18 protein-coding genes are annotated in these 21,198 nt (G+C 60.6%); 11 read left to right on the top strand and 7 right to left on the bottom strand.

Features of this window, described 5'->3' with window-relative positions; all coding sequences use genetic code 11:
- Positions 1-233: 233 nt before the first annotated feature.
- The 3 genes from HFO99_RS01900 (at position 234) to HFO99_RS01890 (ending at position 4,772) form a co-directional block, all read left to right on the top strand.
- A complete protein-coding gene (locus tag HFO99_RS01900) occupies positions 234-2,120 on the top strand; it encodes a diguanylate cyclase (RefSeq protein WP_222358819.1) in 1,887 nt (628 codons plus the stop codon).
- A 76-nt stretch (positions 2,121-2,196) separates the two neighbouring features.
- The gene (locus HFO99_RS01895; protein WP_222358817.1) at positions 2,197-4,491 is read left to right on the top strand and encodes an FdhF/YdeP family oxidoreductase; all 2,295 of its coding nucleotides are present in this window, start codon (positions 2,197-2,199) and stop codon (positions 4,489-4,491) included.
- Positions 4,488-4,772, top strand: a complete 285-nt coding sequence (locus HFO99_RS01890; RefSeq protein WP_222358815.1) for a hypothetical protein — start codon at positions 4,488-4,490, stop codon at positions 4,770-4,772. Before HFO99_RS01895 ends, HFO99_RS01890 begins: the two co-directional genes overlap by 4 nt.
- Before the next feature lie 25 nt (positions 4,773-4,797).
- Here HFO99_RS01890 and HFO99_RS01885 read toward each other — a convergent pair whose 3' ends face one another.
- The 6 genes from HFO99_RS01885 to HFO99_RS01860 form a co-directional block, all read right to left on the bottom strand.
- Positions 4,798-5,799 (bottom strand): AraC family transcriptional regulator, encoded by a 1,002-nt coding sequence (locus HFO99_RS01885; RefSeq protein ID WP_222358813.1) that lies wholly within the window; start codon positions 5,797-5,799, stop codon positions 4,798-4,800.
- A gap of 1,100 nt (positions 5,800-6,899) precedes the next feature.
- Entirely contained in the window at positions 6,900-7,979 is a 1,080-nt protein-coding gene (locus HFO99_RS01880; protein WP_222358811.1) for a glycine betaine/L-proline ABC transporter ATP-binding protein, read from the bottom strand.
- Complete coding sequence (locus tag HFO99_RS01875) at positions 7,972-8,859, bottom strand: ABC transporter permease (RefSeq protein ID WP_222247439.1); 888 nt, start codon at positions 8,857-8,859, stop codon at positions 7,972-7,974. Before HFO99_RS01875 ends, HFO99_RS01880 begins: the two co-directional genes overlap by 8 nt.
- A gap of 208 nt (positions 8,860-9,067) precedes the next feature.
- Positions 9,068-10,069 (bottom strand): ABC transporter substrate-binding protein, encoded by a 1,002-nt coding sequence (locus tag HFO99_RS01870; protein WP_222358809.1) that lies wholly within the window; start codon positions 10,067-10,069, stop codon positions 9,068-9,070.
- A gap of 67 nt (positions 10,070-10,136) precedes the next feature.
- A complete protein-coding gene (locus HFO99_RS01865; RefSeq protein WP_222247444.1) occupies positions 10,137-10,931 on the bottom strand; it encodes a pyrroline-5-carboxylate reductase family protein in 795 nt (264 codons plus the stop codon).
- Positions 10,932-10,942: 11 nt separating this feature from the next.
- Positions 10,943-11,572 carry a TetR/AcrR family transcriptional regulator gene (locus HFO99_RS01860; RefSeq protein ID WP_222301692.1) on the bottom strand — a complete coding sequence of 210 codons (630 nt, stop codon included), beginning with the start codon at positions 11,570-11,572 and terminating at the stop codon, positions 10,943-10,945.
- 146 nt (positions 11,573-11,718) lie between these two features.
- Here HFO99_RS01860 and HFO99_RS01855 point away from each other — a divergent pair, with 146 nt between their 5' ends.
- From HFO99_RS01855 to HFO99_RS01835, 5 genes are all read left to right on the top strand, one after another.
- Entirely contained in the window at positions 11,719-13,755 is a 2,037-nt protein-coding gene (locus HFO99_RS01855; protein ID WP_222358807.1) for an NADH:flavin oxidoreductase, read from the top strand.
- Between the two features lie 48 nt (positions 13,756-13,803).
- Positions 13,804-14,409: a dimethylsulfoniopropionate lyase gene (locus HFO99_RS01850; RefSeq protein ID WP_222358805.1), complete on the top strand. Its 606-nt coding sequence runs from the start codon at positions 13,804-13,806 to the stop codon at positions 14,407-14,409.
- Positions 14,410-14,426: 17 nt separating this feature from the next.
- Entirely contained in the window at positions 14,427-15,188 is a 762-nt protein-coding gene (locus HFO99_RS01845; RefSeq protein ID WP_222358803.1) for an electron transfer flavoprotein subunit beta/FixA family protein, read from the top strand.
- Positions 15,189-15,213: 25 nt separating this feature from the next.
- Complete coding sequence (locus HFO99_RS01840) at positions 15,214-16,143, top strand: electron transfer flavoprotein subunit alpha/FixB family protein (protein WP_222358801.1); 930 nt, start codon at positions 15,214-15,216, stop codon at positions 16,141-16,143.
- A 148-nt stretch (positions 16,144-16,291) separates the two neighbouring features.
- Complete coding sequence (locus HFO99_RS01835; protein ID WP_222253629.1) at positions 16,292-17,173, top strand: 3-hydroxybutyryl-CoA dehydrogenase; 882 nt, start codon at positions 16,292-16,294, stop codon at positions 17,171-17,173.
- Between the two features lie 178 nt (positions 17,174-17,351).
- Here HFO99_RS01835 and tlpA read toward each other — a convergent pair whose 3' ends face one another.
- Complete coding sequence (gene tlpA / locus HFO99_RS01830) at positions 17,352-18,011, bottom strand: thiol:disulfide interchange protein TlpA (protein ID WP_222358799.1); 660 nt, start codon at positions 18,009-18,011, stop codon at positions 17,352-17,354.
- A 39-nt stretch (positions 18,012-18,050) separates the two neighbouring features.
- On the opposite strand from tlpA, the gene argH reads away from it, so the two are divergent.
- The 3 genes from argH to lysA all read left to right on the top strand — a co-directional run bounded on the left by argH (position 18,051) and on the right by lysA (position 21,059).
- Entirely contained in the window at positions 18,051-19,454 is a 1,404-nt protein-coding gene (gene argH / locus HFO99_RS01825) for an argininosuccinate lyase (protein ID WP_222336227.1), read from the top strand.
- 112 nt (positions 19,455-19,566) lie between these two features.
- Positions 19,567-19,779, top strand: a complete 213-nt coding sequence (gene lptM, locus HFO99_RS01820) for an LPS translocon maturation chaperone LptM (protein WP_064247706.1) — start codon at positions 19,567-19,569, stop codon at positions 19,777-19,779.
- An 11-nt stretch (positions 19,780-19,790) separates the two neighbouring features.
- A complete protein-coding gene (gene lysA / locus HFO99_RS01815) occupies positions 19,791-21,059 on the top strand; it encodes a diaminopimelate decarboxylase (protein ID WP_222358797.1) in 1,269 nt (422 codons plus the stop codon).
- Positions 21,060-21,198 lie beyond the last annotated feature (139 nt).

Raw genomic sequence — 21,198 nt, 5'->3', positions numbered from 1 at the left:
AGAAGTGGCGGACGATGCCGTCGGCAGCCTTGGCTGCTGACGGCACGGGATGGCCTGCGGCCTTTACCTCATCGTCGCAGTAGTCGCGGCTTTCCTGTCGACGCATGCTGCCGACAGGCCTGGAGATGCATCTGCGGACGAATATCGCCTGATGGGTCTGCGACTTAACGAAACTCAAACCACTGTTGCCCTATGATGGCTCGATACATGCATGGGAAGGTGGATCCAACGCAGTGAATGGCATCTGGACGCAATTCGGTGGCAACCTGTCATTCGTGTGCCTGGTGATTTCGCTCTGGGCGCATTTCTCGATCCAATTTCAGCGTCGTTCGGTCACGCAGGAAAAAATCGCCTTCGGAATTGTGGCCGGCTGCGCTTCCATCGGATCCATATTGCTGGCCGTCGAAGTCAATCCCGGCATCTATATCGACATGCGCTTCTCGCCGCTTGCTTTGGCAGGTATGTTTGGCGGACCGATCGCGGCGGCCTTTGCGGCGTCGCTGGCAATGGTCTTCCGCTTCTGTGTCGGCGGCACGGCAATGATCGATGGTCTGATAGCAATTGCTGTCGCGACCGGTATCGGCCTGGCTGCCAATGTCTGGATCCGGAAGAGATCTCCCGGGCTCATGGACGTTGCGCTGCTGAGCCTCGCGCTCGGCGTCGCATTGATCGTCTTGATGGCGGTGCTTCCCACCCTGGTGCACGCCCGCGTGCTGGCCATCATCGGTCTGCCGATGACGGTATTGAACTGCCTGGCGACGGTGCTGTGTGGTTTCGTTCTGTTGAAGACCCAGCAATGGGAGCTGGAGCGAAGCATATTGGTGACCGCGTTTTCGCAGTCGCCCGACTATCTCTACGTGAAGGACCGAAACAGCCGGTTCATCACCGTCAATGAAAATATGATCCGCCTTTTTCGTTTCAGAACCACGGCGGAGATGACCGGATTGTCGGATTTCAATCTTATCTCGCGGCCGCGCGCCGAAGAATTTTATTATCTCGAACAGCAGGTCATGGACACCGGGGTGCCCCTGATCGACTCCGTCGAGCGTGTCGAAGACAGATACCTGCTCGCCTCCAAGGTGCCGCTGAAGGATAGGCAGGGGCGGGTGATCGGCCTTGCCGGCGTCACGCGTGACGTGACGGAGCGGACTGCCCTGGAGCGGGAATTGCGCAAGAGCAAGAACCTGCTGTCACATGCGATGGCCGGCATGTCCGATGGCATCGCCATGTACGACAGCAAGGGTTTTCTCGTTTTTTGCAACGACCAGTATCGCGCCGCCTTTCCGCTATCCGGAGACGCCCGCGTGGTTGGCGCGCATATCAGCGACATCCTTCGCCGCGTTGCCGAAACCGGCGAGCGTACCGGTATCCCGGACAATGACCGCGAGGAGTGGATCAAGGCCGTCAGCGCGACGTTGCACAGCAACAAGGACGAAGAGGTTCAGCTTCACAACGGTAACTGGCGCAGCATCCGGACAAGGCTTGCGGAAGACGGCACGGCGATGGCCGTTGTCTCAGACATTACGGCGACGAAGCAGGCGGAAATCGCCCTCAGGCTGTCGGCGGAACAGCTGAAAAACCTCGCCGAGACCGATGGGCTCACCGGCATGGTCAATCGCCGGGCCTTCGACGAAGCTTTCGCGCGCGAAACCGCAGGCAGCGCCAGGAAAAACACGCCGTTCAGCCTTCTGATGGTCGATATCGACCGCTTCAAGGCCTATAACGACACCTATGGTCATCCCGCCGGAGACCAATGCCTGCGTATCGTCAGCCAGTGCCTGCGCCAGTCCGTCAGCCGGCCGGCAGATATCGTCGCGCGCTATGGCGGAGAGGAATTCGTGGTATTGCTTCCCGCAACCAGTGCGAAAGGGGCGATGATCGTTGCCGAGCAATTCGCACGTCTCCTCAGCCAGGAAAATATCGTTCATTCCGGCAGCGAATTCGGACGGGTGACCGCCAGCATCGGCATATCCTGTGCGACGGGAGCCACCTTGAGGGTCAACCCGAACCGCCTCCTGACCGAGGCCGATGCCGCGCTCTACGACGCCAAGACGCAAGGCCGCAATCGCATCCTGGCACATTCGCCCGACGAACGGCATGCCATGAAGGACGTAGGCTAGATTCTTGATAGGTTTTTCCTATCGAGCCATCGCTCGTGCGCCCTTGATGTTTTCCCGGCTTCGACAATAAGGGCGCATGGACACAAAATTCATCGGTAAGAAATCGGCGGCAGCCGGCGGCTGGGGCGCTTTGAAGAGCTGCGGCAAGCGTTTGCTTCAAAGCGGCATGCCCATTTCAGGGGCGCGGACGATGCTGAAGGCGAACCAGCCGGATGGATTCGATTGCCCGGGCTGCGCCTGGGGCGATCCAGAGCACGGATCGTCGTTCGAGTTCTGCGAGAACGGCGTAAAGGCCGTCGCCTGGGAGGCAACGGAGAAACGGGCAACTCCGGCCTTCTTCGCGGAGAATACGGTATCGCAGCTTCGCCAGCTGACGGACTATGAACTGGAACTCAATGGCCGCCTCACGCATCCGATGCGCTACGATTCGGCGAGCGACCGTTACCTGCCGGTTGCATGGGAGGATGCTTTTGCCGAGATCGGCAGCATTCTGAGGGGTCTCGATAGTCCCAACCGGGCGGAATTCTACACCTCGGGCCGGGCGAGCAACGAGGCCGCCTTCCTGTACCAGCTGTTCGTGCGCGTCTACGGCACCAATAATTTTCCCGACTGCTCCAATATGTGCCACGAGGCGAGCGGCATCGCCATGCGTCAGGCGGTCGGTGTCGGCAAGGGGACCGTCCTGCTGGAGGATTTCGAAGAGGCCGACGCGATCTTCGTGATCGGACAGAACCCGGGCACCAACCATCCGAGGATGCTGGGCGACTTGCGCCGGGCGGCGATCCGCGGCGCGCGCGTTGTCGTCTTCAATCCCATCCGCGAACGCGGCCTGGAGCGCTTCTCCGACCCGCAGGACAAGGTCGAGATGCTGCGCGGCGGTTCGACCGATATCGCCAGCCTTTATCTGCAGCCGCAGCTCGGCGGCGACATGGCCGCGGTGCGCGGGATGGCGAAGGCGGTGCTGGCCGCGGAAGAAGCAGCGGTCGCCGCCGGTCTGCCCTCCGTTCTCGACCATGCATTTCTCGCCGGACACTGCGCGGGTTTTGCAGAATACCAGGCAGCGGTCGAGGCGACGAACTGGGCAGAGATCGAGGACCAATCGGGACTGAGCCGGCAGGAGATCGAACGGGCGGCCGATGTCTATATCAACGCCGAGCGGGTTATCTGCACCTGGGCGATGGGCGTCACCCAGCATCTGCATTCCGTCGCGACGATCCGCGAGATCGCCAACTTCATGTTCCTGCGCGGCAATATCGGCCGGCCGGGCGCCGGTCTTTGCCCGGTTCGCGGCCATTCCAACGTGCAGGGCGACCGCACCGTCGGCATCAACGAAAAGCCATCGGATGATTTCCTTGATGCGCTGGAGAAGCACTTCCACTTCACCGTTCCCCGCGAACATGGCCACAATGTCCTTGCCGCGATCGGAGCAATGCTCGACGGCTCGGCTGAGGCCTTCATCGGGCTTGGCGGCAATTTTGCCCGCGCCACGCCCGACAGCGCACTCGTTGAAAAGGCACTGCGGCGGCTGAAGCTGACGGTGCATATCGCCACCAAACCCAATCATTCGCATCTCATGCCCGGCGAGACGGCCTTCATCCTGCCGTGCCTCGGGCGCACCGAGATCGATCTGAACGCGGCGGGCAATTCCCAGCTCGTGAGCGTCGAGGATACGATGAGCATGGTGCATGGTTCCGCCGGTATCAATCGCCCGGCCTCGCCGCATCTGCTCTCGGAACTCGCCATCATTGCCGGCATCGCACAGGCGACGGTCGGCTCCGCCGTGGTCGACTGGGCAGAGCTTGCCGACGATCACGACGGCATCCGCGATCATATCGAGGCGACCATTCCGGGCTTCGAAAATTACAATACGCGCCTGCGCAAGCCGCGCGGTTTCCACCTGCGCAACACCGCCGCCCATCGGGAGTGGGATACGCCGGCAGGCAAGGCATCATTTTCTTGCGAAGCGCTTCCGGAGGAGACGGTGCATCAGCGGGCGCGAAAGGGCGAGGGGCGTTTCGCCCTGCAGACGTTCCGGTCGCACGATCAATACAATACGACGGTCTATGGTCTCGATGACCGATATCGCGGCGTCTATGGGGAACGGCAGGTCATCTTCATTCATCCGGCCGACCTGACGGCGATGAATGCCAAGGCCGGTGACCGGGTCGACGTGGTCGGCGAGCATGATGACGATATCGAGCGTGTCGCTGAGAATTTCCGTCTTGTGCCCTACGACATTCCGCGAGGAAGCATAGCGGGTTATTATCCCGAACTGAACGTGCTCGTGCCGCTTGGCAGCGCGGGCGTGGAAAGCGATACGCCGACCTCGAAATCCATCATGGTGTCCTTCCGCCGGCGAAAAGCCGCGTGAACGAAGAGGCGTCCGACGCCGATCGCTTTCTTGCCCTCGTCGCTGCGGCGCAAGGCGGGGATATCGGGCTGACATCCATCCAGGTCGGTCTGCTTGTCGCCGCGGAACTTGGGATTGCGGGTGACAGCCGCGCCTTTGCGCGCAAGCTGGGGATCGCGCATTCTCTCGTGCTCAGGGAACTCAACGGCCTGGCGGAGCGCGAAGGCCTGCTGCGGATCGTGAAGCGCGATCCGAGGACGATGAGAGTGCATTACATGTTGCCGCCGCGGGACGAGGTGTAGCATCCTACACCGCAAGCCACGGCCGCTATCGACGGATCACGCGTTTCCTGGTGTCGGAGGGGTATTCTCCGTATGTTGTCTTATAGACTGCGGAAAACCGGCCGAAATGAAAGAAGCCCCATTTGAGGCAGATGGCCTTCATGGTCTCCCTGCTCCCGGGATCGAGCAGATCCTGGCGCGCGGCACGCAGCCGAAGCGTCAGCAGATAGGCGGCGGGAGAGGTTCCCCTGAATGCACGAAAACCGGTTTCGAGCGCCCGGCTGGAGACGCCGGCCGCTTCGGCCACCTTCAGCATTGTGATCGGCTGATCGATATTGGCGTGCATGAATTCGATCGCCCTGCGGACGTGCCGGGGGGCGATCAGGGACGGCCCATTCTCCAGGAAATGCGACAGCCGGTGCGGCACCAAGCGCACGACCAGATCGGCCAGCGCCTGCGTCATATGCGCCATGGCGATCGGCGACTGCAGCAAGGGGCCATCGTCGCGCATGCCTAAGATAATCGTTTCCGTGAGGTTGCCGATCAACCGCCCGGCGGGCTTCGACAGATCCAGTTCCGGCAGTAGGTCGAGGGAGCCGCTGAACGGCATCTCGAATGTCTGACCGATCGTCTGGAGGATGACAGGCCAGTTGATCAGCAACTCGTCGATGACGTTTGATTGCCCATGCATGATGACGCTGTCGGGTTCGAAATTGTTATAGAGAAGCAATTTTCCTTGCCCGGCCTCGGCGATGCGGGACGATCCATAGGTCACCCCCATGCCGCCGCTGCGCGGCACGACAATCGACAGATACTCCGACGTATCGACGGTCGGCTCGATATTGAACTGAAACTCCGCCTCATGATAACCCGTGAGCAGGACGGCCTTGTCGCAGACGGAGAAATCCAGTCCCCAATGGAAGTCCTGGGCGCGGCCGACAGGCTCGGCATCAAACGCGCCAAAAGCACCGCCGAGCGTTTCGACCATGTTGTCGAAGGACGAACCGCTAAATCGAAATGAGAATGGCGGAGGGCTATTTTCTGACATGCTGCTCCCATTGTTCGATGTGGCTGTTTCGACATGCCCTTCTTGACCGCCCTGAGATGCCACTGTGATGCGCGATCCGCGCGGGTACCGGATCGGCGCGCCTACCTCTGCCAGTCTTGCCGGTCGTCATGCATCCGCCGCGGCGGGGCTTCATCAGGGCCAGCGGACGGTGTGGATGGGCGGAGCTCGCCTGTATATTAGACGATTGTAACTTATAGTGAAGCTGCTTGCCGCGGAGCAGGTGGATTTCCGCGTGGTCGGTCTCGGATCAGCGGCTTTCGGCAGCCGATCCAGCCCGAATTCGGGCGTGGCAAGCGTCAAAAAAACCAACCCGTTAAATGCATTATCGATCGTTCCGGCAGAGCTCGGATGTTTTTGCGAGACGGCAGGAACCGACAGAACGTGCGGCGATTGGCAAGATTTACGCTGCCGGTTATGACGGCAGTCCGCTGGGAAATCGATTACGCTGAAGACGCGATCTTGCAGCTGCAGCCGCCACGCCACAGGTTCAACTGCCGCGACGCTCATCATCTGAAGTTTGTAGGAATTCCCATCCGAGAGCCGCGCAGTCGCCTGCCGAAGGTTTTATAGTGGACCGTTTAAGGAGCCTTCGGCAGGCAGACAGGCATGCAAGCATACGCACGGGATGGGGTGCGTATGTATGATCCCTTCCATCCTTCTGGGGGCGACGGATGGACGGGCCTTTTGGCTTAGAGACCGTAACCATCATGGCCTTGGTCAGGATCGATCTTATTATTCTCCAGCCACGGAGCAATTGTCAGAAGCTGATATTGTCGGCCGATCGGCTTTTCGCTACGCAGTCTGGACTGCTCCTGCGCAAAATGTATACGCAAGCGCTCGCCTTAAGCCGCATCTTTCATGTTTAGGCATGACTTTGCCGGGCGCCGCGCGTTCGGAAGGGATCGGGCGAGAGAATCGTCATCAGTTGCTCATCTTCAGCGAGCTTCCAGGCGGTTGCGCAGCCGCGCCAGCCCTCGTTCAGCCCCAATCATCAGGCGGCCGACTCCCGGTTCCAGAGATGGCGACCTGCTAGATATCGGCGTCGCCAACGAAACGGAAAGACGGCCGCATTTGGAGCTTCAAAGTGCGACCGAGAGGGCGCTGTCGCGTCGGGGAGCCACCTCCTGCGAGTTCACCATTGCGCCCGCGAGTTGGCGGAAGGTGACAAGGCCCAATGCTTCCCCGGATGGCGAAATCACCCTCGCATCGTTGTCCTGCGCCGATGCCAACATCCGGACGGCCTCTTCAACGGTCGTTCCTGATGCAATCGTCAATCCGCCTGGCGCCGCGCCGGAATGCAAGGGTGTCATGACGGCATCGACCTGGATGACCCGGCCTCGATTGACCTCCTTGACGAAGTTGGCGATGTAAGCGTCGGCCGGACGCAGAACAATGTCCTGGCTGGTGCCCTGCTGAATGACTTCGCCATCGCGCAGGATCGCAATCTGGTCGCCCAAGCGAAGGGCTTCGTCGAGATCGTGGGTGATGAAGACGATGGTCTTCTTGATCTCCTTCTGAATGTCGAGAAGGACCGTCTGCATATCCGTGCGGATCAATGGATCGAGCGCCGAATAGGCTTCGTCCATCAGCAGAACGGGAGCATCATTCGAGAGGGCTCGCGCCAGCCCGACGCGCTGCTGCATGCCGCCCGATAGCTGGTTGGGATATTTGCTCTCGAAGCCCTTCAGGCCGACCCGCTCCAGCCAGCCCATGGCGACGTCGGCGGCTTTCGAGCGCTCCATGCCCTGCACTTCGAGGCCGAAAATGGTATTGTCAAGAACATTTCGGTGCGGCAGAAGCGCAAATTTCTGAAACACCATGGCCGTCTGGTGCCGGCGAAACGCCCGCAATTCGGTCTCATTCATTTTCACCACATCGACGCCGTCGACAAGCACTTCGCCGGCGGTTGGATCGATCAGGCGATTGATGTGGCGGATGAGCGTCGACTTGCCCGAACCCGAAAGGCCCATGATGACCTGGATGCGGCCCGAGGGTATCTCGACATTGATATCTTTCAGGCCGAGCACGTGGCCGTGCTTTTCGTTGAGCTCGGTCTTCGACAATCCCTTCTGGACGGCATCGACATGAGCGGCAGGATTCGGACCGAAGATCTTGTAGAGGTGGCGGATCTTGATGCCGCCGAAACGTTGATCAGCCATGGACGATCTCCCGATGCTTCTGGAGCCGCTTGCCATACGCCTGGCTGACCCGGTCGAAGATGATGGCAATGCCGACAATGGCAAGGCCGTTGAAAATACCCAGGGTGAAGTACTGGTTGGCGATGGCCTTCAGAACCGGCTGGCCAAGGCCCTGGACGCCGATCATCGAGGCAACGACCACCATGGCGAGCGCCATCATGATGGTCTGGTTGATGCCGGCCATGATGGTGGGAAGCGCCAGCGGCAGCTGGACCTTGAACAGCTTCTGCGAACTGGACGTTCCGAAAGCGTCGGCGGCCTCGAGCACGTCCTTGTCGACCAGGCGGATGCCGAGATCGGTCAGCCTTATCATCGGCGGGATGGCGTAGATGACGACGGCGATCAGTCCCGGCACCTTGCCGATGCCGAGCAGCATCACGACAGGGATGAGATAGACGAAGCTCGGCATGGTCTGCATGACGTCGAGGATCGGATTGATAACGCGCTGCAGCCGGTCGGAACGCGCCATCAAGATCCCCATCGGAATGCCGATGGCGATGGAGAGCACGGTACAGACGAAGATCATCGACACCGTCCGCATCGTATCGTCCCACATGTCGAAATAGCCGATCAGCAGCAGTGTCACGAGACAGCCGAGGACGATCTTCAGGCTGCGGCTGGCAAACCAGGCGATGACAAGGATGATTGCCGTAATGATCGGCCACGGCGTCTGCGTCATGAAGCGGTCGGCGGCGATCAGGAAATGCTGCAGCGGGGAGAAGAGGTTTTCGATCGCGTCGCCATAGCTGCGGGTAAATGCGCGAAAACCGTCATCGATCGCCTTCTTCAGATTGCGAAGGGCATCATCATCCATATGCGGGAATTTATAAAACCATTCCATTCGGTTCCCCTTTTTCTTCAAAGAGCCGTGGCAGTCTTTTTGATTTTATCGGCAGCGAGAGGCGGTGCGCACTAAGCGCACCGCAGTTGTCGGCGTTAGAGCATGATGCCGAAAAGTGTGAGCGGTCTTCGGACGACATCATGCTCTGACTATTTAATTTAGAACAGCATTCAGATTTTAGGCCGAACAGGCCTAAAATCATCCTGTTCTAAAGAGCAGCTTCGACCTTCGTGGCTGCCTCAGGCGAGACCCACTTGGTCCAGAGGTCCTTGTTTTCCTTGAGGAAGTGCTTGGCGCCGTCCTCGCCGGTCGCCTGGTTGTCGGTCATCCAGGCCATCAGCTTGTTGACCGTGTCGTTGCTCCAGGAGCGCTTCGTCAGGTAGTCCATGACCTCCGGCCCGGCCTTTTCCGAGAAAGGCTTTGCAACGAGGGTGACGATCTTGTCGACCGGCCACGCGTTCGGCTTCGGATCAGGGCAATCGGCAACGGTATTGCAGCGCTTCCATTCGGCGGCGTCGTTCGGCACGCCGGCTTCCAGCTTGACCATCTGATACTTGCCGAGCAGCGCGGTCGGCGCCCAGTAGTAGCCGGCCCAGCCTTCCTTGCGTTCGTAAGCCTTGGAGATCGAACCGTCGAGGCCGGCAGCCGAGCCGGTATCGACGAGGGTGAAGCCAGCCTTGTCGGCTTCGAAGGCCTTGTAGAGCTGCGTGGTCACCACGGTGCCGCCCCAGCCCTGCGGTCCGTTGTAGATCGCGCCCTTCTTCGGATCCTCGGGAGCGGGGAAGAGTTCTGGATGCTTCAGCACGTCGCCGATGGTTTTGATGTCGGGATGGGCATCGGCCAGATATTTGGGAATCCACCAGCCTTGGACGCCGCCATCGGGTAACGGCGAGCCGACCTGGACGATCCGGCCTTCTTCCGTTCCCTTCTTGACGACATCCGGCAGCAGGTCGATCCAGGCTTCCGGCGCGATATCAGGCTGGCCCTTTTCGGCCATCGAGGTAATCGTCGGAACGGTATCGCCGACGGTGATTTCCGCTTGGCAGCCATAACCTTCGTTCAGGATGAACTTGTCGAGGTTGGAGAGAACCTCCGCACTCTGCCAGTTCATGCTGGCGATGGTGACAGTGCCGCATTCGGCGGCGCTGGCGAAAGACGCCCCGCCAATCAGGCCGAACGTCAGACATGTCGATGCGAGTAGTTTTTTCATTCTCGTTCCCTCTGTTTAGCGGCCGGTTTTGCTAAGCGGGGCGCCGCAGGACCCGCTCCAACGGTTGTCAGGAAGCCTCTCCCATACTCACCGATTTCTTGAATGCCGCCGATAGTCCCTTCGCGACCGAAGCGTCGAACCCGGCAGCGCGCATGCCTTCGATGGCCGCTGCAGTGGTGCCGCGATAGCCGACAAAGGTTTGAACGACGTCGTCAGGACATTCGTCACGGCGCTCCAGCAGGCGGCCGGCGCCCGTGATCACCGTGTTGACGGCGCGGCGCGCAATCTCCGCCGGCAGGCCGTTTGCGACGGCGTCGCACATCATGGCGGCGGCAAGCAGCGCCGGGAAAGCCGGCCCGGACCCGGAAAGGCCGGTGAGGTAATCGATGTCGCTTTCCCTTGCGACCTCGTCCTCAGATCCGCATGCCTGAAAAATCGCGCGGACGAGCGCCCGGTCGTCTTCGGTGACAGCGCTCGCGCCAATCCACGGCGTATAGGATTTGGCCACTTCGGCGGCGGCATTCGGCAAAGCGCGGACGACGCGGCCGGTGTTGTGGCGCTCGGAAAGTGCGTCCAGGCGGATGCCCGCCATGACCGAGATAACCAGCTTGCCACCGGCATCGACATCAAGAGCATGCCAGTCATCAGGACGGACGGAAAGAAGGATCACGTCCGAACGGTCGGCAAGCGCCTGATTGTCGGTGGTCAGGAAAGAATTCGGGAAGCGGCGCGGCTGCTCACTGCGATAAGAGAGGGAGAGGTTTCGAGGTTCGACCAGGCCGGCACCAAGGATCGAGCCGGCGATTGCTCCGCCAAGCCAACCACCGCCGCCAATGATCCCGATCCTCAAGGAAACGCTCATCCCGGCCTTCCCTAACCCGGCCTATAGCCATGCCGGGAGAAGAAGCGATCGAGCTCCCTCTGCTGCGGCACTTCGCCGGTGTAGATCGCGATATATTCGGGAATCCGTTTCATGCGGACGGCGAGTTCCTCCTTAGCTTGCATAGAGATGTATCCGATCTGCACGAGGTAAGTTGTTCGCGCTCGGACATCTGATGTCGCTTCTGGTAGCCCGAACCGAATAAACATCCGCTTGAGCGCATCAAGCCGGAGCTGATCGGCTTGCCGGACCTCGGCGAGAATCTCGTCGGACTGCAGCGCCCAGCTGCGCACGGCGAATTCGAACCTGGCGTCGAACAGATCATTGTTGAGCCAGCAATCGAAGACGTTGAGCATCGCCTCGGCGAGCGATTCCGCGTAGGCTTCGGACTGCTTGACGATGTTGCCGGTGTTTTTCTCGCGCCACCGCGCCACGAGCCCGGCCAGCAGTTCCTCCCGGTCCTTGAAGAACCAGTAGAAGCTCGTTCGCGAGAGGTTGAGCTTCTTCGCCAGCGGCAGAATTTTCACCGAATCCACGCCGGAATCCAGCAGGGAATGGTACGCTGCTTCCAGCCATCCCTCCTGTGATCCGCGCCAGCCTGTGTCATTCAGAGCCTGATCCATGGATGATCTCCTATCAGATTATCAAGCCGCGCACAAGAAAAATGTACATCAGTGTCTAAATCGACGACCAAGCTGTTTTCAATATTGACACATATGTACATTGTGCTTAGCGTCTCCTCTGACGTTTTAATCCGGAACCACGGCCCATGTCGAACGATCCCCTTCTTCAGCCCTATCAGCTCAAGCATTTGACGCTGCGCAACCGTATCATCGTGACCTCCCACGAGCCGGCTTATCCGGAAGACGGCATGCCGAAAGAGAGGTATCGCGCCTATACGGTGGAGCGGGCAAAGGGCGGCGTGGCCTTGACGATGACCGCCGGCTCGGCCGCGGTTTCCAGGGACAGTCCGCCGGTCTTTAACAACCTGCTCGCCTACAAGGACGAGATCGTCCCCTGGATCAGGGAAATGACCGACGCCGTGCATGAAGAGGGGGCGGCGATCATGATCCAGCTCACCCATCTCGGCCGGCGCACGCGGTGGGACAAGGGCGACTGGCTGCCGGTCGTGGCGCCATCGCATCAGCGCGAGGCTTCCCATCGCGCCTTCCCGAAGAAGCTGGAAGATTGGGATATCGAGCGCATCATCAAGGATTTTGCCGACGCTGCCGAGCGCATGAAGGCGGGCGGCATGGACGGCGTCGAGCTCGAAGCCTACGGCCATCTGATCGACCAGTTCACGTCTCCGCTCACCAACGAACTCGACGGTCCCTACGGTGGCTCGCTCGATAATCGTTTGCGCTTCTGTCTCGACGTCTTCAAGGCGATCCGGCAAAGGGTGGGGAACGACTTCATTCTGGGCGTGCGCTATACCGCCGACGAATGTCTTCCCGGCGGTACCGGCAAGGCCGAAGGCTTGGAAATCTCCAGGCGCCTGAAGGCAAGCGGCCTGATCGATTACCTCAACGTGATCCGCGGTCACATCGATACCGATGCGGGTCTGACCGACGTGATCCCGATCCAGGGCATGGCGAATTCGCCGCATCTCGATTTCGCCGGCGAAATTCGTGCCGCAACCGATTTCCCGACCTTCCACGCGGCGAAAATCCCTGACGTCGCCACCGCGCGCCACGCGATCGCCTCCGGCAAGGTCGACATGATCGGCATGACCCGCGCCCACATGACCGACCCCCATATCGTCCGCAAGATCATTGAAAAGCGGGAGGACGATATTCGTCCCTGCGTCGGCGCCAATTACTGTCTCGATCGCATCTACCAGGGCGGGGCCGCCTTCTGTATCCATAACGCCGCCACCGGCCGCGAACTGACCATGCCGCATATCGTGGCAAAGGCCGACGCCAAGAAAAAGGTCGTCATCGTCGGCGCCGGCCCGGCCGGTCTGGAAGCGGCGCGCGTCGCCGGAGAGCGCGGCCACCAGGTCGTGGTTTTCGAAGCGGCGAACAATCCCGGCGGTCAGATCCGGCTCACCGCCCAAAGCGAGCGCCGCAGGGAGATGATCAGCATCATCGACTGGCGCATGAGCCAGTGCGAGAAATACGACGTCACCTTCCACTTCAACACCTGGGCGGAAGCCGATACCATCGGGGCCGAGAACCCCGATGTCGTTATCATCGCGACCGGCGGCTTGCCGCATACCGAGGTTCTCGCCAGCGGCAACGAGCTGGTGGTCTCTTCATGGGACATCATCTCCGGCGACGTGAAGCCTGGAACCAACGTGTTGATCTTCGACGATGCCGGCGACCATGCCGGCCTTCAGGCAGCCGAGTTTCTCGCCAAGGCCGGCGCCAAGGTCGAGATCATGACGCCGGACCGCTCCTTTGCGCCCGAGGTCATGGCCATGAATCTCGTGCCCTATATGCGGTCCCTCCAAAAGCATGACGTGACCTTCACCGTCACTTACCGTCTCGAAGCCGTCGAGAAGAGCGGCAACCAGCTCGTTGCCCATGTCGGCAGCGATTACGGCGGGATTGCCAGGCAGCAGAGCTTCGACCAGATCGTAGTCAATCATGGAACCATTCCGCTCGACGAGCTCTATTTCGAACTGAAGCCCAGCTCGAGCAATCTCGGCGAGATGTCGCACGACCAGCTTCTTTCCGGAGAACCTCAGTCCGTCATTCGCAATCCTGATGGCAAGTTCCAGCTGTTCCGGATCGGCGATGCGGTCGCCGCACGCAACACGCATGCAGCCGTCTATGACGGGTTGCGCATCGCGAAAGATATCTGATCGCAAGAGTGGACCGCTGGCCGGCTGATCGTCTCGGGAGGTGATGACATGAGTTTACGAAATGAAAGCCTCCAGATCTTCCTGGATGCAACGTTCGCGGCTTTCGACGAGTTCGCCAAGGCCCCGGAAGCCCGCCGCTCGGTCCGTCAGATTTTCGCGGCGCTGGAGCGCCCGGGGCTTGCGCGTGCGGGGCCGGGAAGTCGGTTGCCCGTGTGTGCTCAGCTTGATGTGGCGCTTTCCTTCGATACGTCCTATCCTTCACTGACGCGTTTGATCGAGGGGTTCAAAGGCATCGAGCCAATGCTTGAATGGCATCGGCGCAGCAAGTATGACCACACGGCCAGCGACAATTTTGTCGATGGGCATGCCAATGCCATGATTATCGGCCCGGGAGGATTGGAAGAGCGGGGCGACCTGTGGATCGGTGTGACCTTGATGGCGCCTCACGTGCGCTATCCGGATCACGATCATGCGCCTGAGGAAGTCTATCTCGTGCTTTCCGAGGGAGAGTTCCAGCAGGGGGAGGGGGACTGGTTCTCGCCGGGTATCGGCGGATCGTTCTACAATATCCCTGGTATCAGACACGCCATGAGGTCGCTCGACGCGCCGCTCTTCGCCTTCTGGGTATTACTTGCCGAACGGCCAGCAGTTTAGAAATAAAGGGGTTGCCCATGAAGATACTCGTCCCAGTCAAACGGGTTGTCGACTACAACGTGAAGATCCGGGTGAAGCCGGACGGCACTGGTGTCGAGCTTGCCAATGTGAAGATGTCGATGAACCCGTTCGACGAGATCTCGGTGGAAGAGGCGCTGCGGCTGAAGGAAGCCGGCAAGTGCGAGGAAGTGGTGGTCGTCTCGATCGGTCCGGCCAAGGCCGAGGAGACGCTGAGGACCGCCCTTGCCATGGGTGCCGACCGGGCGATCCTGGTCGAGACCGACGATCAGATCGAGCCGCTTACGGTTGCCAAGATCTTGAAGGCTGTCGCCGATGCCGAACAGCCGGGGCTGATCATATCAGGCAAGCAGGCGATCGACGACGACAGCAACCAGACCGGCCAGATGCTGGCAGCACTGATGGGAATTGCCCAAGCGACCTTCGCCTCGAAGATCGAGATCGAAGCCTCTGGTCCTGGGGGCAAAGCAACCGTCACCCGTGAAGTCGACGGCGGCCTGCAGACGATCGAGATCAAGCTGCCGGCGGTTGTGACCACCGATCTGCGCTTGAACGAACCGCGTTATGCCTCGCTGCCGAATATCATGAAGGCGAAGAAGAAGCCGCTCGACAAGAAGACGCCCGGCGACCTCGGCGTGTCCACAACACCGCGCCTCAAGGTGTTGAAGACCGAGGAACCGTCGGGCCGCAAGGCCGGCGTCAAGGTCAAGTCGGTCGCCGAACTGATCGACAAGCTCAAAAACGAAGCCGGCGTGCTGTAATCAGCTTGGAACAGGAGCCATCATCATGACCATTCTTCTTCTGGCTGACCACGACAATGCCAGCCTGTCCGACCAGACCGCCAAGGCGCTGACGGCAGCCGCAAAGATCGCCAGCGATATTCATGTGCTCGTCGCCGGCAAGGCTGCCAAGCCCGCTGCCGATGCCGCCGCCAAGCTTGCCGGCGTCTCCAAGGTGCTGCTGGCCGAAAGCGACGAACTCGCCAACAATCTGGCCGAACCGCTGGCCGACCTGATCGTCTCGCTCTCCGCCAGCTACGACACAATCATTGCCGCCGCGACCTCGGTCGGCAAGAATGTGCTGCCGCGGGTGGCGGCTCTTCTCGATGTCGCCCAGGTCTCCGAGATCATCGAGGTGATCTCGTCCGATACCTTCAAGCGGCCGATCTATGCCGGCAATGCCATCCAGACGGTGCAGGCGAGCGATGCCAAGAAGGTGATCACCGTGCGCACCGCTTCCTTCGCCTCCGCGCCGGAGGGTGGCTCGGCAACGATCGAGGCGATCTCGGCGGTTTCCGATCCGGGGCTTTCGACCTTCGTCGGCGATGCGCTGTCGGCCTCAGACCGTCCGGAACTGACCTCTGCCAAGATCATCATCTCCGGCGGCCGTGCACTCGGTTCGGCGGAAAAGTTCAGGGAAGTCATCCTGCCGCTCGCCGACAAGCTCGGGGCTGCCGTCGGCGCATCCAGAGCCGCCGTCGATGCCGGTTATGCGCCCAACGACTGGCAGGTCGGCCAGACCGGCAAGGTGGTGGCGCCTGATCTCTACATTGCCTGCGGCATTTCAGGCGCCATCCAGCATCTGGCCGGCATGAAGGATTCGAAGGTGATCGTCGCCATCAACAAGGACGAGGAGGCGCCGATCTTCCAGGTCGCCGACTATGGATTGGTCGCCGATCTCTTCGACGCCCTGCCGGAATTAGAAAAGGCGCTCTAACCGCGTCAAATGCTTTTCTTTCGCACTTGCGAATGACTGGAAAATTATCTTTTATCGGGCTACTACTGCTGCCGGGCGATCCTTCGTCCGGCAGTATTGTTAGAAAAGTGCGGCGGCGCGGGGGCGAATGCCGTGCGGGGGGTTGGAGATGAATGCGGTGTTGAAGAATATTGGTATTATCGGTGCCGGCCAGATGGGCTGCGGCATCGCACATGTTTCGGCCGCCGCAGGTTACAGGGTTCACATCTATGATCTCTCGCAGGACCGCATCGAATCCGGCCTTGCCACCATCAACGGCAACCTGGCCCGCCTGGTGACGAACGGCAAGATGACCGAAGAGGAACGCAAGTCGACCTTGTCGCTCATCACTGGCTCGTCCGATGTCAATGATCTCGCCCCCTCCGATCTCGTCATCGAGGCCGCCACCGAGGATGAAACGGTCAAGCGCAAGATCTACGCGCAGGTCTGTCCGGTCCTGAAGCCAGAAGCGCTGCTTGCCACCAATACCTCTTCGCTTTCCATCACCCGGCTTGCTGCCGCCACCGACCGCCCCGAACACTTCATGGGCATACATTTCATGAACCCGGTGCCGGTGATGAAGCTGGTCGAACTGGTGCGCGGCATCGCCACCGACGAAAAGACTTTCTCCGCCGCCAAGGAATTCGTCGGCACCCTGGAAAAGACCATCACCGTCGCCGAAGATTTCCCGGCCTTCATCGTCAACCGCATCCTGCTGCCGATGATCAACGAAGCGATCTACACGCTCTATGAAGGCGTCGGCACCGTCGACGCCATTGATACGGCGATGAAGCTCGGCGCCAACCATCCGATGGGACCGTTGCAGCTTGCCGATTTCATCGGCCTCGACACCTGCCTCTCGATCATGCAGGTCCTGCATGACGGCTTGGCGGATTCGAAATATCGTCCCTGCCCGCTGCTGGTGAAGTATGTCGAGGCCGGCTGGCTTGGGCGCAAGTCCGGACGCGGCTTCTATGACTATCGCGGTGAAGTGCCGGTCCCGACGCGCTAAGCAGACATCATCAGAAAGGCTGAATGGACCGAGCGCCCGCGAAATGCTTTCCTTGCCGTGAACGCGAGGAAACGCAATGTCGACCGAAACTCCGATGTTCCTGCTGCAATGCTTCGTGCTTATCGGACTTGCGGGTGTGTTCCTCATAAAAGGAGACGGAGACTCCTGACCGGCGTTCTTACGACCCGATCGCACCTTTGATCAGCGCCCTGGCATCCTCGCTGTTCCAGGCGGCAGGGCCGTTCATGGCGGAGATCAGGCATCCCTTGTCATCGATCAGCAGCGTCACCGGCAGCCCGAAAGCGAGGCCTTCCTTCTTCAGGCTGTTGAACACCGAAATCGTATTGTCGCGATAGAGCTGCAGCGCATCGACGCCGATCTCGGTGAGGAAAGTCTTCGGCTTCTCGTCGTCGCCGGTATCGATATTGACCGGCACGACCTGGAACCGGTCGCTGCCCATTTCCTTCTCGAGCGCATTCAGTGCCGGCATCTCCTCGCGGCAGGGGACGCACCATGTCGCCCAAAGATTGAGAAGCACGGTCTTGCCGGCGAAATGATCGAGGGTCAGCGGTTTGCCGTCCGGTCCGTTGAAGGAAATGGCGGTCAGCCTACGCGGCTCATTGGCGGCGACCATGGCGGCCACCTGTCCCCTCATCAGCGGCGTAATGCCGGCGATGCGGTCTTTAGCGAGCTTGCATTCGGCCGATGCCGTTTCACCGCCATTGCCAATCCCCGTCTCCTTCACGTATACCGCTGCCGCACCGGCAACGACACCCGCAACGGCGGCCATCGCAATCCATTTCAGCGATGGTAGCCCGAGGGGTTTTCTTGTCGTCATTTCATTCTCCAGGACATGCATTTCAAGGCGGGCACCTTCATGGCCGACGACACCACGGACACCAAATCTTCCAACCAGATGTGGGGCGGCCGCTTCGCCTCCGGCCCGGACGCAATCATGGAGGAGATAAATGCCTCGATCGGTTTCGACAAGAAGCTATTCGCGCAGGATATCCGCGGTTCGATCGCCCATGCGACGATGCTTGCCCATCAGGGGATCATTTCCGCCGAAGATAAGGACAAGATCGTTCACGGGCTAAACACGATCCTGTCAGAAATCGAAAGCGGCAATTTCGAATTCTCGCGCCAGCTCGAAGACATCCACATGAATGTCGAGGCACGCCTGGCGACGCTGATCGGACCGGCCGCCGGCCGTCTTCACACCGCCCGCTCGCGCAATGATCAGGTGGCGCTCGACTTCCGTCTCTGGGTGAAGGAAGAGCTTGAGAAAACCGAGCTGATGCTGACCGGCCTGATCGCGGCCTTCCTCGACCGCGCCGAAGAACATGCCGAAAGCGTCATGCCGGGCTTCACCCATCTGCAGACCGCCCAGCCCGTTACCTTCGGCCATCACTGCATGGCCTATGTCGAAATGTTCGGCCGCGACCGCTCGCGCGTGCGCCACGCCATCGAGCATCTGGATGAAAGCCCGATCGGTGCCGCCGCCCTTGCCGGCACCGGCTATCCGATCGACCGCCACATGACGGCCAAGGCGCTCGGTTTCCGCGAGCCGACCCGCAACTCCATCGATACGGTCTCCGACCGCGATTTCGCCATCGAATTCCTGTCGATCGCGGCGATTGCGGGCATGCATCTGTCGCGTCTGGCGGAGGAGATCGTCATCTGGTCGACCCCGCAATTCGGTTTCGTGCGCCTGTCCGACGCCTTCTCGACCGGCTCGTCGATCATGCCGCAGAAGAAGAACCCGGACGCCGCCGAACTGGTGCGCGCCAAGACCGGCCGCATCAATGGCTCGCTGGTGGCGCTGCTGACGATCATGAAGGGTCTGCCGCTCGCCTATTCCAAGGATATGCAGGAAGACAAGGAACAGGTCTTCGACGCCGCCGAGAGCCTGGAACTGGCAATCGCCGCCATGACCGGCATGGTGCGCGACATGACTGTCAACACCGCGCGCATGAAGGCGGCGGCCGGCTCCGGCTATTCGACGGCGACCGATCTTGCCGACTGGCTGGTGCGCGAAGCGGGCCTCCCCTTCCGCGACGCCCATCACGTCACCGGCCGCGCCGTGGCACTCGCCGAAAGCAAGGGCTGCGACCTTGCCGAACTGCCGCTCTCCGATCTGCAGGCGATCCATCCGGACATCACCGACAAGGTCTATGATGTGCTGACCGTCGAGGCCTCGGTCGCCAGCCGCAAGAGCTTCGGCGGCACGGCGCCGTCCGAAGTGCGCAGGCAGATCGCCTTCTGGCGCGATCGCAACTGAGAGATAGCAGGCGTGGCGAAAAAGCCGCCGCGCCCTGCCTGCGGGGCGCGCAAAGACCGCCAACAATCAGGGTGCACAAGGCGGATAACTTCGCTATGAAGATGTCCATCAAATGCCGCAGAAGAGGATATCCATGAAGAGCTTGCCGCACCTCGTCCGCCTGACGGCGGTTCTCGCCGTCATCGGCCTTGCCGTTGCCGGATGCGGACGTAAGGGCGACCTCGATCCGCCGAGCGCTGCGGCAACCAAGCAAGGCGACGTTTCCAAGCCGACGAAACAGCCGGGAACCGTCGACAAGCCCTTCCTTCTCGATCCTCTTCTTTAAGGCATAAGCCCGTGAACCATTTCGAGTACCGCGACGGCGTCCTTCATGCCGAGAACGTTCCCGTTCCCGAGATCGCCAAGGCGGTCGGCACACCTTTCTACGTCTATTCCACCGCGACGCTGGAGCGTCATTACCGCGTCTTTTCGGAAGCTTTCGCTGACGTGGACTCCATGGTCTGCTATGCGATGAAGGCGAATTCGAACCAGGCAGTGCTGAAGACGCTGGGCCGCCTCGGTGCCGGCATCGACGTCGTCTCTGAAGGCGAACTGCGCCGCGCGCTTGCTGCCGACATTCCGGCGAGCCGCATCATGTTCTCAGGTGTCGGCAAGACGCCGTCCGAGATGGATTTCGCGCTTGAGGCCGGCATCTACTGCTTCAACGTCGAATCCGAGCCCGAACTCGAGATCCTCAACCAGCGCGCCGTGAGCGCGGGCAAGAAAGCGCCGGTCTCATTCCGCATCAACCCGGATGTCGATGCAAAGACGCATTCCAAGATCTCGACCGGCAAGAAGGAAAACAAGTTCGGCATCTCCTGGGAGCGCGCCCGCGCCATCTATGCCCATGCCGCAAAGTTACCCGGCATTGAGGTCACCGGCATCGACATGCATATCGGCAGCCAGATCACCGAGCTGCAGCCCTTCGACGACGCCTTTAAGCTGCTGCACGACCTTGTCGCGACGCTCCGCGCCGACGGCCACACTATCCACCACGTCGATATCGGCGGCGGCCTCGGCATCCCCTACAAGGACGATAACAATCCGCCGCCGCTGCCGGATGCCTATGCGGCAATCGTCAAGAACCAGCTGCGCGGCCTGGACTGCAAGATCATCACCGAGCCCGGCCGCCTGATCGTCGGCAATGCCGGCATCCTGGTGACCGAGGTCCTCTATGTGAAGGATGGCGGCGAAAAGACCTTCGTCATCGTCGACGGCGCGATGAACGATCTCATCCGCCCGACGCTCTACGAGGCCTATCACGAGATTCGCCCGGTAACGATTTCGGCGGCCAACGCGCCGCGCATCCGCGCCGATGTCGTCGGCCCCGTCTGCGAGACCGGCGATTATCTGGCGCTCGACCGCGAGATGGCGATGCCGAAGCCCAGCGACCTGATGGCCGTCAGCACTGCCGGCGCCTATGGCGCGGTCCAGGCCGGCACTTATAACAGCCGCCTGCTGGTGCCCGAAGTTCTGGTCAGGGGCAGCGATTTCCATACGATTCGACCGCGCAGAACCTATGCCGAGCTGATCAGCCTCGATTCCGTTCCGGCTTGGCTCGACTGAACAAGCCATCACTTTTTGGCGAATAAACGTGAAAAGCCGGTATTACCGGCCGCTCGCCCTCGCCTTCGCCACAAAGAGTGTTATCCTTTCGTTCATGAGCGTATTGCCCCGCAATCGCCGGAAGCGCCCTCTGTTCCAG

It is taken from the genome of Rhizobium leguminosarum, assembly GCF_019798305.1.
In the GTDB taxonomy this organism is placed as follows: Bacteria; Pseudomonadota; Alphaproteobacteria; order Rhizobiales; family Rhizobiaceae; genus Rhizobium; species Rhizobium leguminosarum_U.
Note: the sequence above shows the minus strand (reverse complement) of the source record. Positions and strands in the feature narration are given on the sequence as shown.

Bases quoted from the DNA above. Each gene is read 5' to 3' on its own strand.
- HFO99_RS01895 (WP_222358817.1), top strand. From the start codon at position 2,197: ATGGACACAAAATTCATCGGTAAGAAATCGGCGGCAGCCGGCGGCTGG.
- HFO99_RS01885 (WP_222358813.1), bottom strand. From the start codon at position 5,799: ATGTCAGAAAATAGCCCTCCGCCATTCTCATTTCGATTTAGCGGTTCG.
- HFO99_RS01880 (WP_222358811.1), bottom strand. From the start codon at position 7,979: ATGGCTGATCAACGTTTCGGCGGCATCAAGATCCGCCACCTCTACAAG.
- HFO99_RS01875 (WP_222247439.1), bottom strand. From the start codon at position 8,859: ATGGAATGGTTTTATAAATTCCCGCATATGGATGATGATGCCCTTCGC.
- HFO99_RS01870 (WP_222358809.1), bottom strand. From the start codon at position 10,069: ATGAAAAAACTACTCGCATCGACATGTCTGACGTTCGGCCTGATTGGC.
- HFO99_RS01865 (WP_222247444.1), bottom strand. From the start codon at position 10,931: ATGAGCGTTTCCTTGAGGATCGGGATCATTGGCGGCGGTGGTTGGCTT.
- HFO99_RS01860 (WP_222301692.1), bottom strand. From the start codon at position 11,572: ATGGATCAGGCTCTGAATGACACAGGCTGGCGCGGATCACAGGAGGGA.
- HFO99_RS01855 (WP_222358807.1), top strand. From the start codon at position 11,719: ATGTCGAACGATCCCCTTCTTCAGCCCTATCAGCTCAAGCATTTGACG.
- HFO99_RS01850 (WP_222358805.1), top strand. From the start codon at position 13,804: ATGAGTTTACGAAATGAAAGCCTCCAGATCTTCCTGGATGCAACGTTC.
- HFO99_RS01845 (WP_222358803.1), top strand. From the start codon at position 14,427: ATGAAGATACTCGTCCCAGTCAAACGGGTTGTCGACTACAACGTGAAG.
- HFO99_RS01840 (WP_222358801.1), top strand. From the start codon at position 15,214: ATGACCATTCTTCTTCTGGCTGACCACGACAATGCCAGCCTGTCCGAC.
- HFO99_RS01835 (WP_222253629.1), top strand. From the start codon at position 16,292: ATGAATGCGGTGTTGAAGAATATTGGTATTATCGGTGCCGGCCAGATG.
- tlpA (WP_222358799.1), bottom strand. From the start codon at position 18,011: ATGACGACAAGAAAACCCCTCGGGCTACCATCGCTGAAATGGATTGCG.
- argH (WP_222336227.1), top strand. From the start codon at position 18,051: ATGGCCGACGACACCACGGACACCAAATCTTCCAACCAGATGTGGGGC.
- lptM (WP_064247706.1), top strand. From the start codon at position 19,567: ATGCCGCAGAAGAGGATATCCATGAAGAGCTTGCCGCACCTCGTCCGC.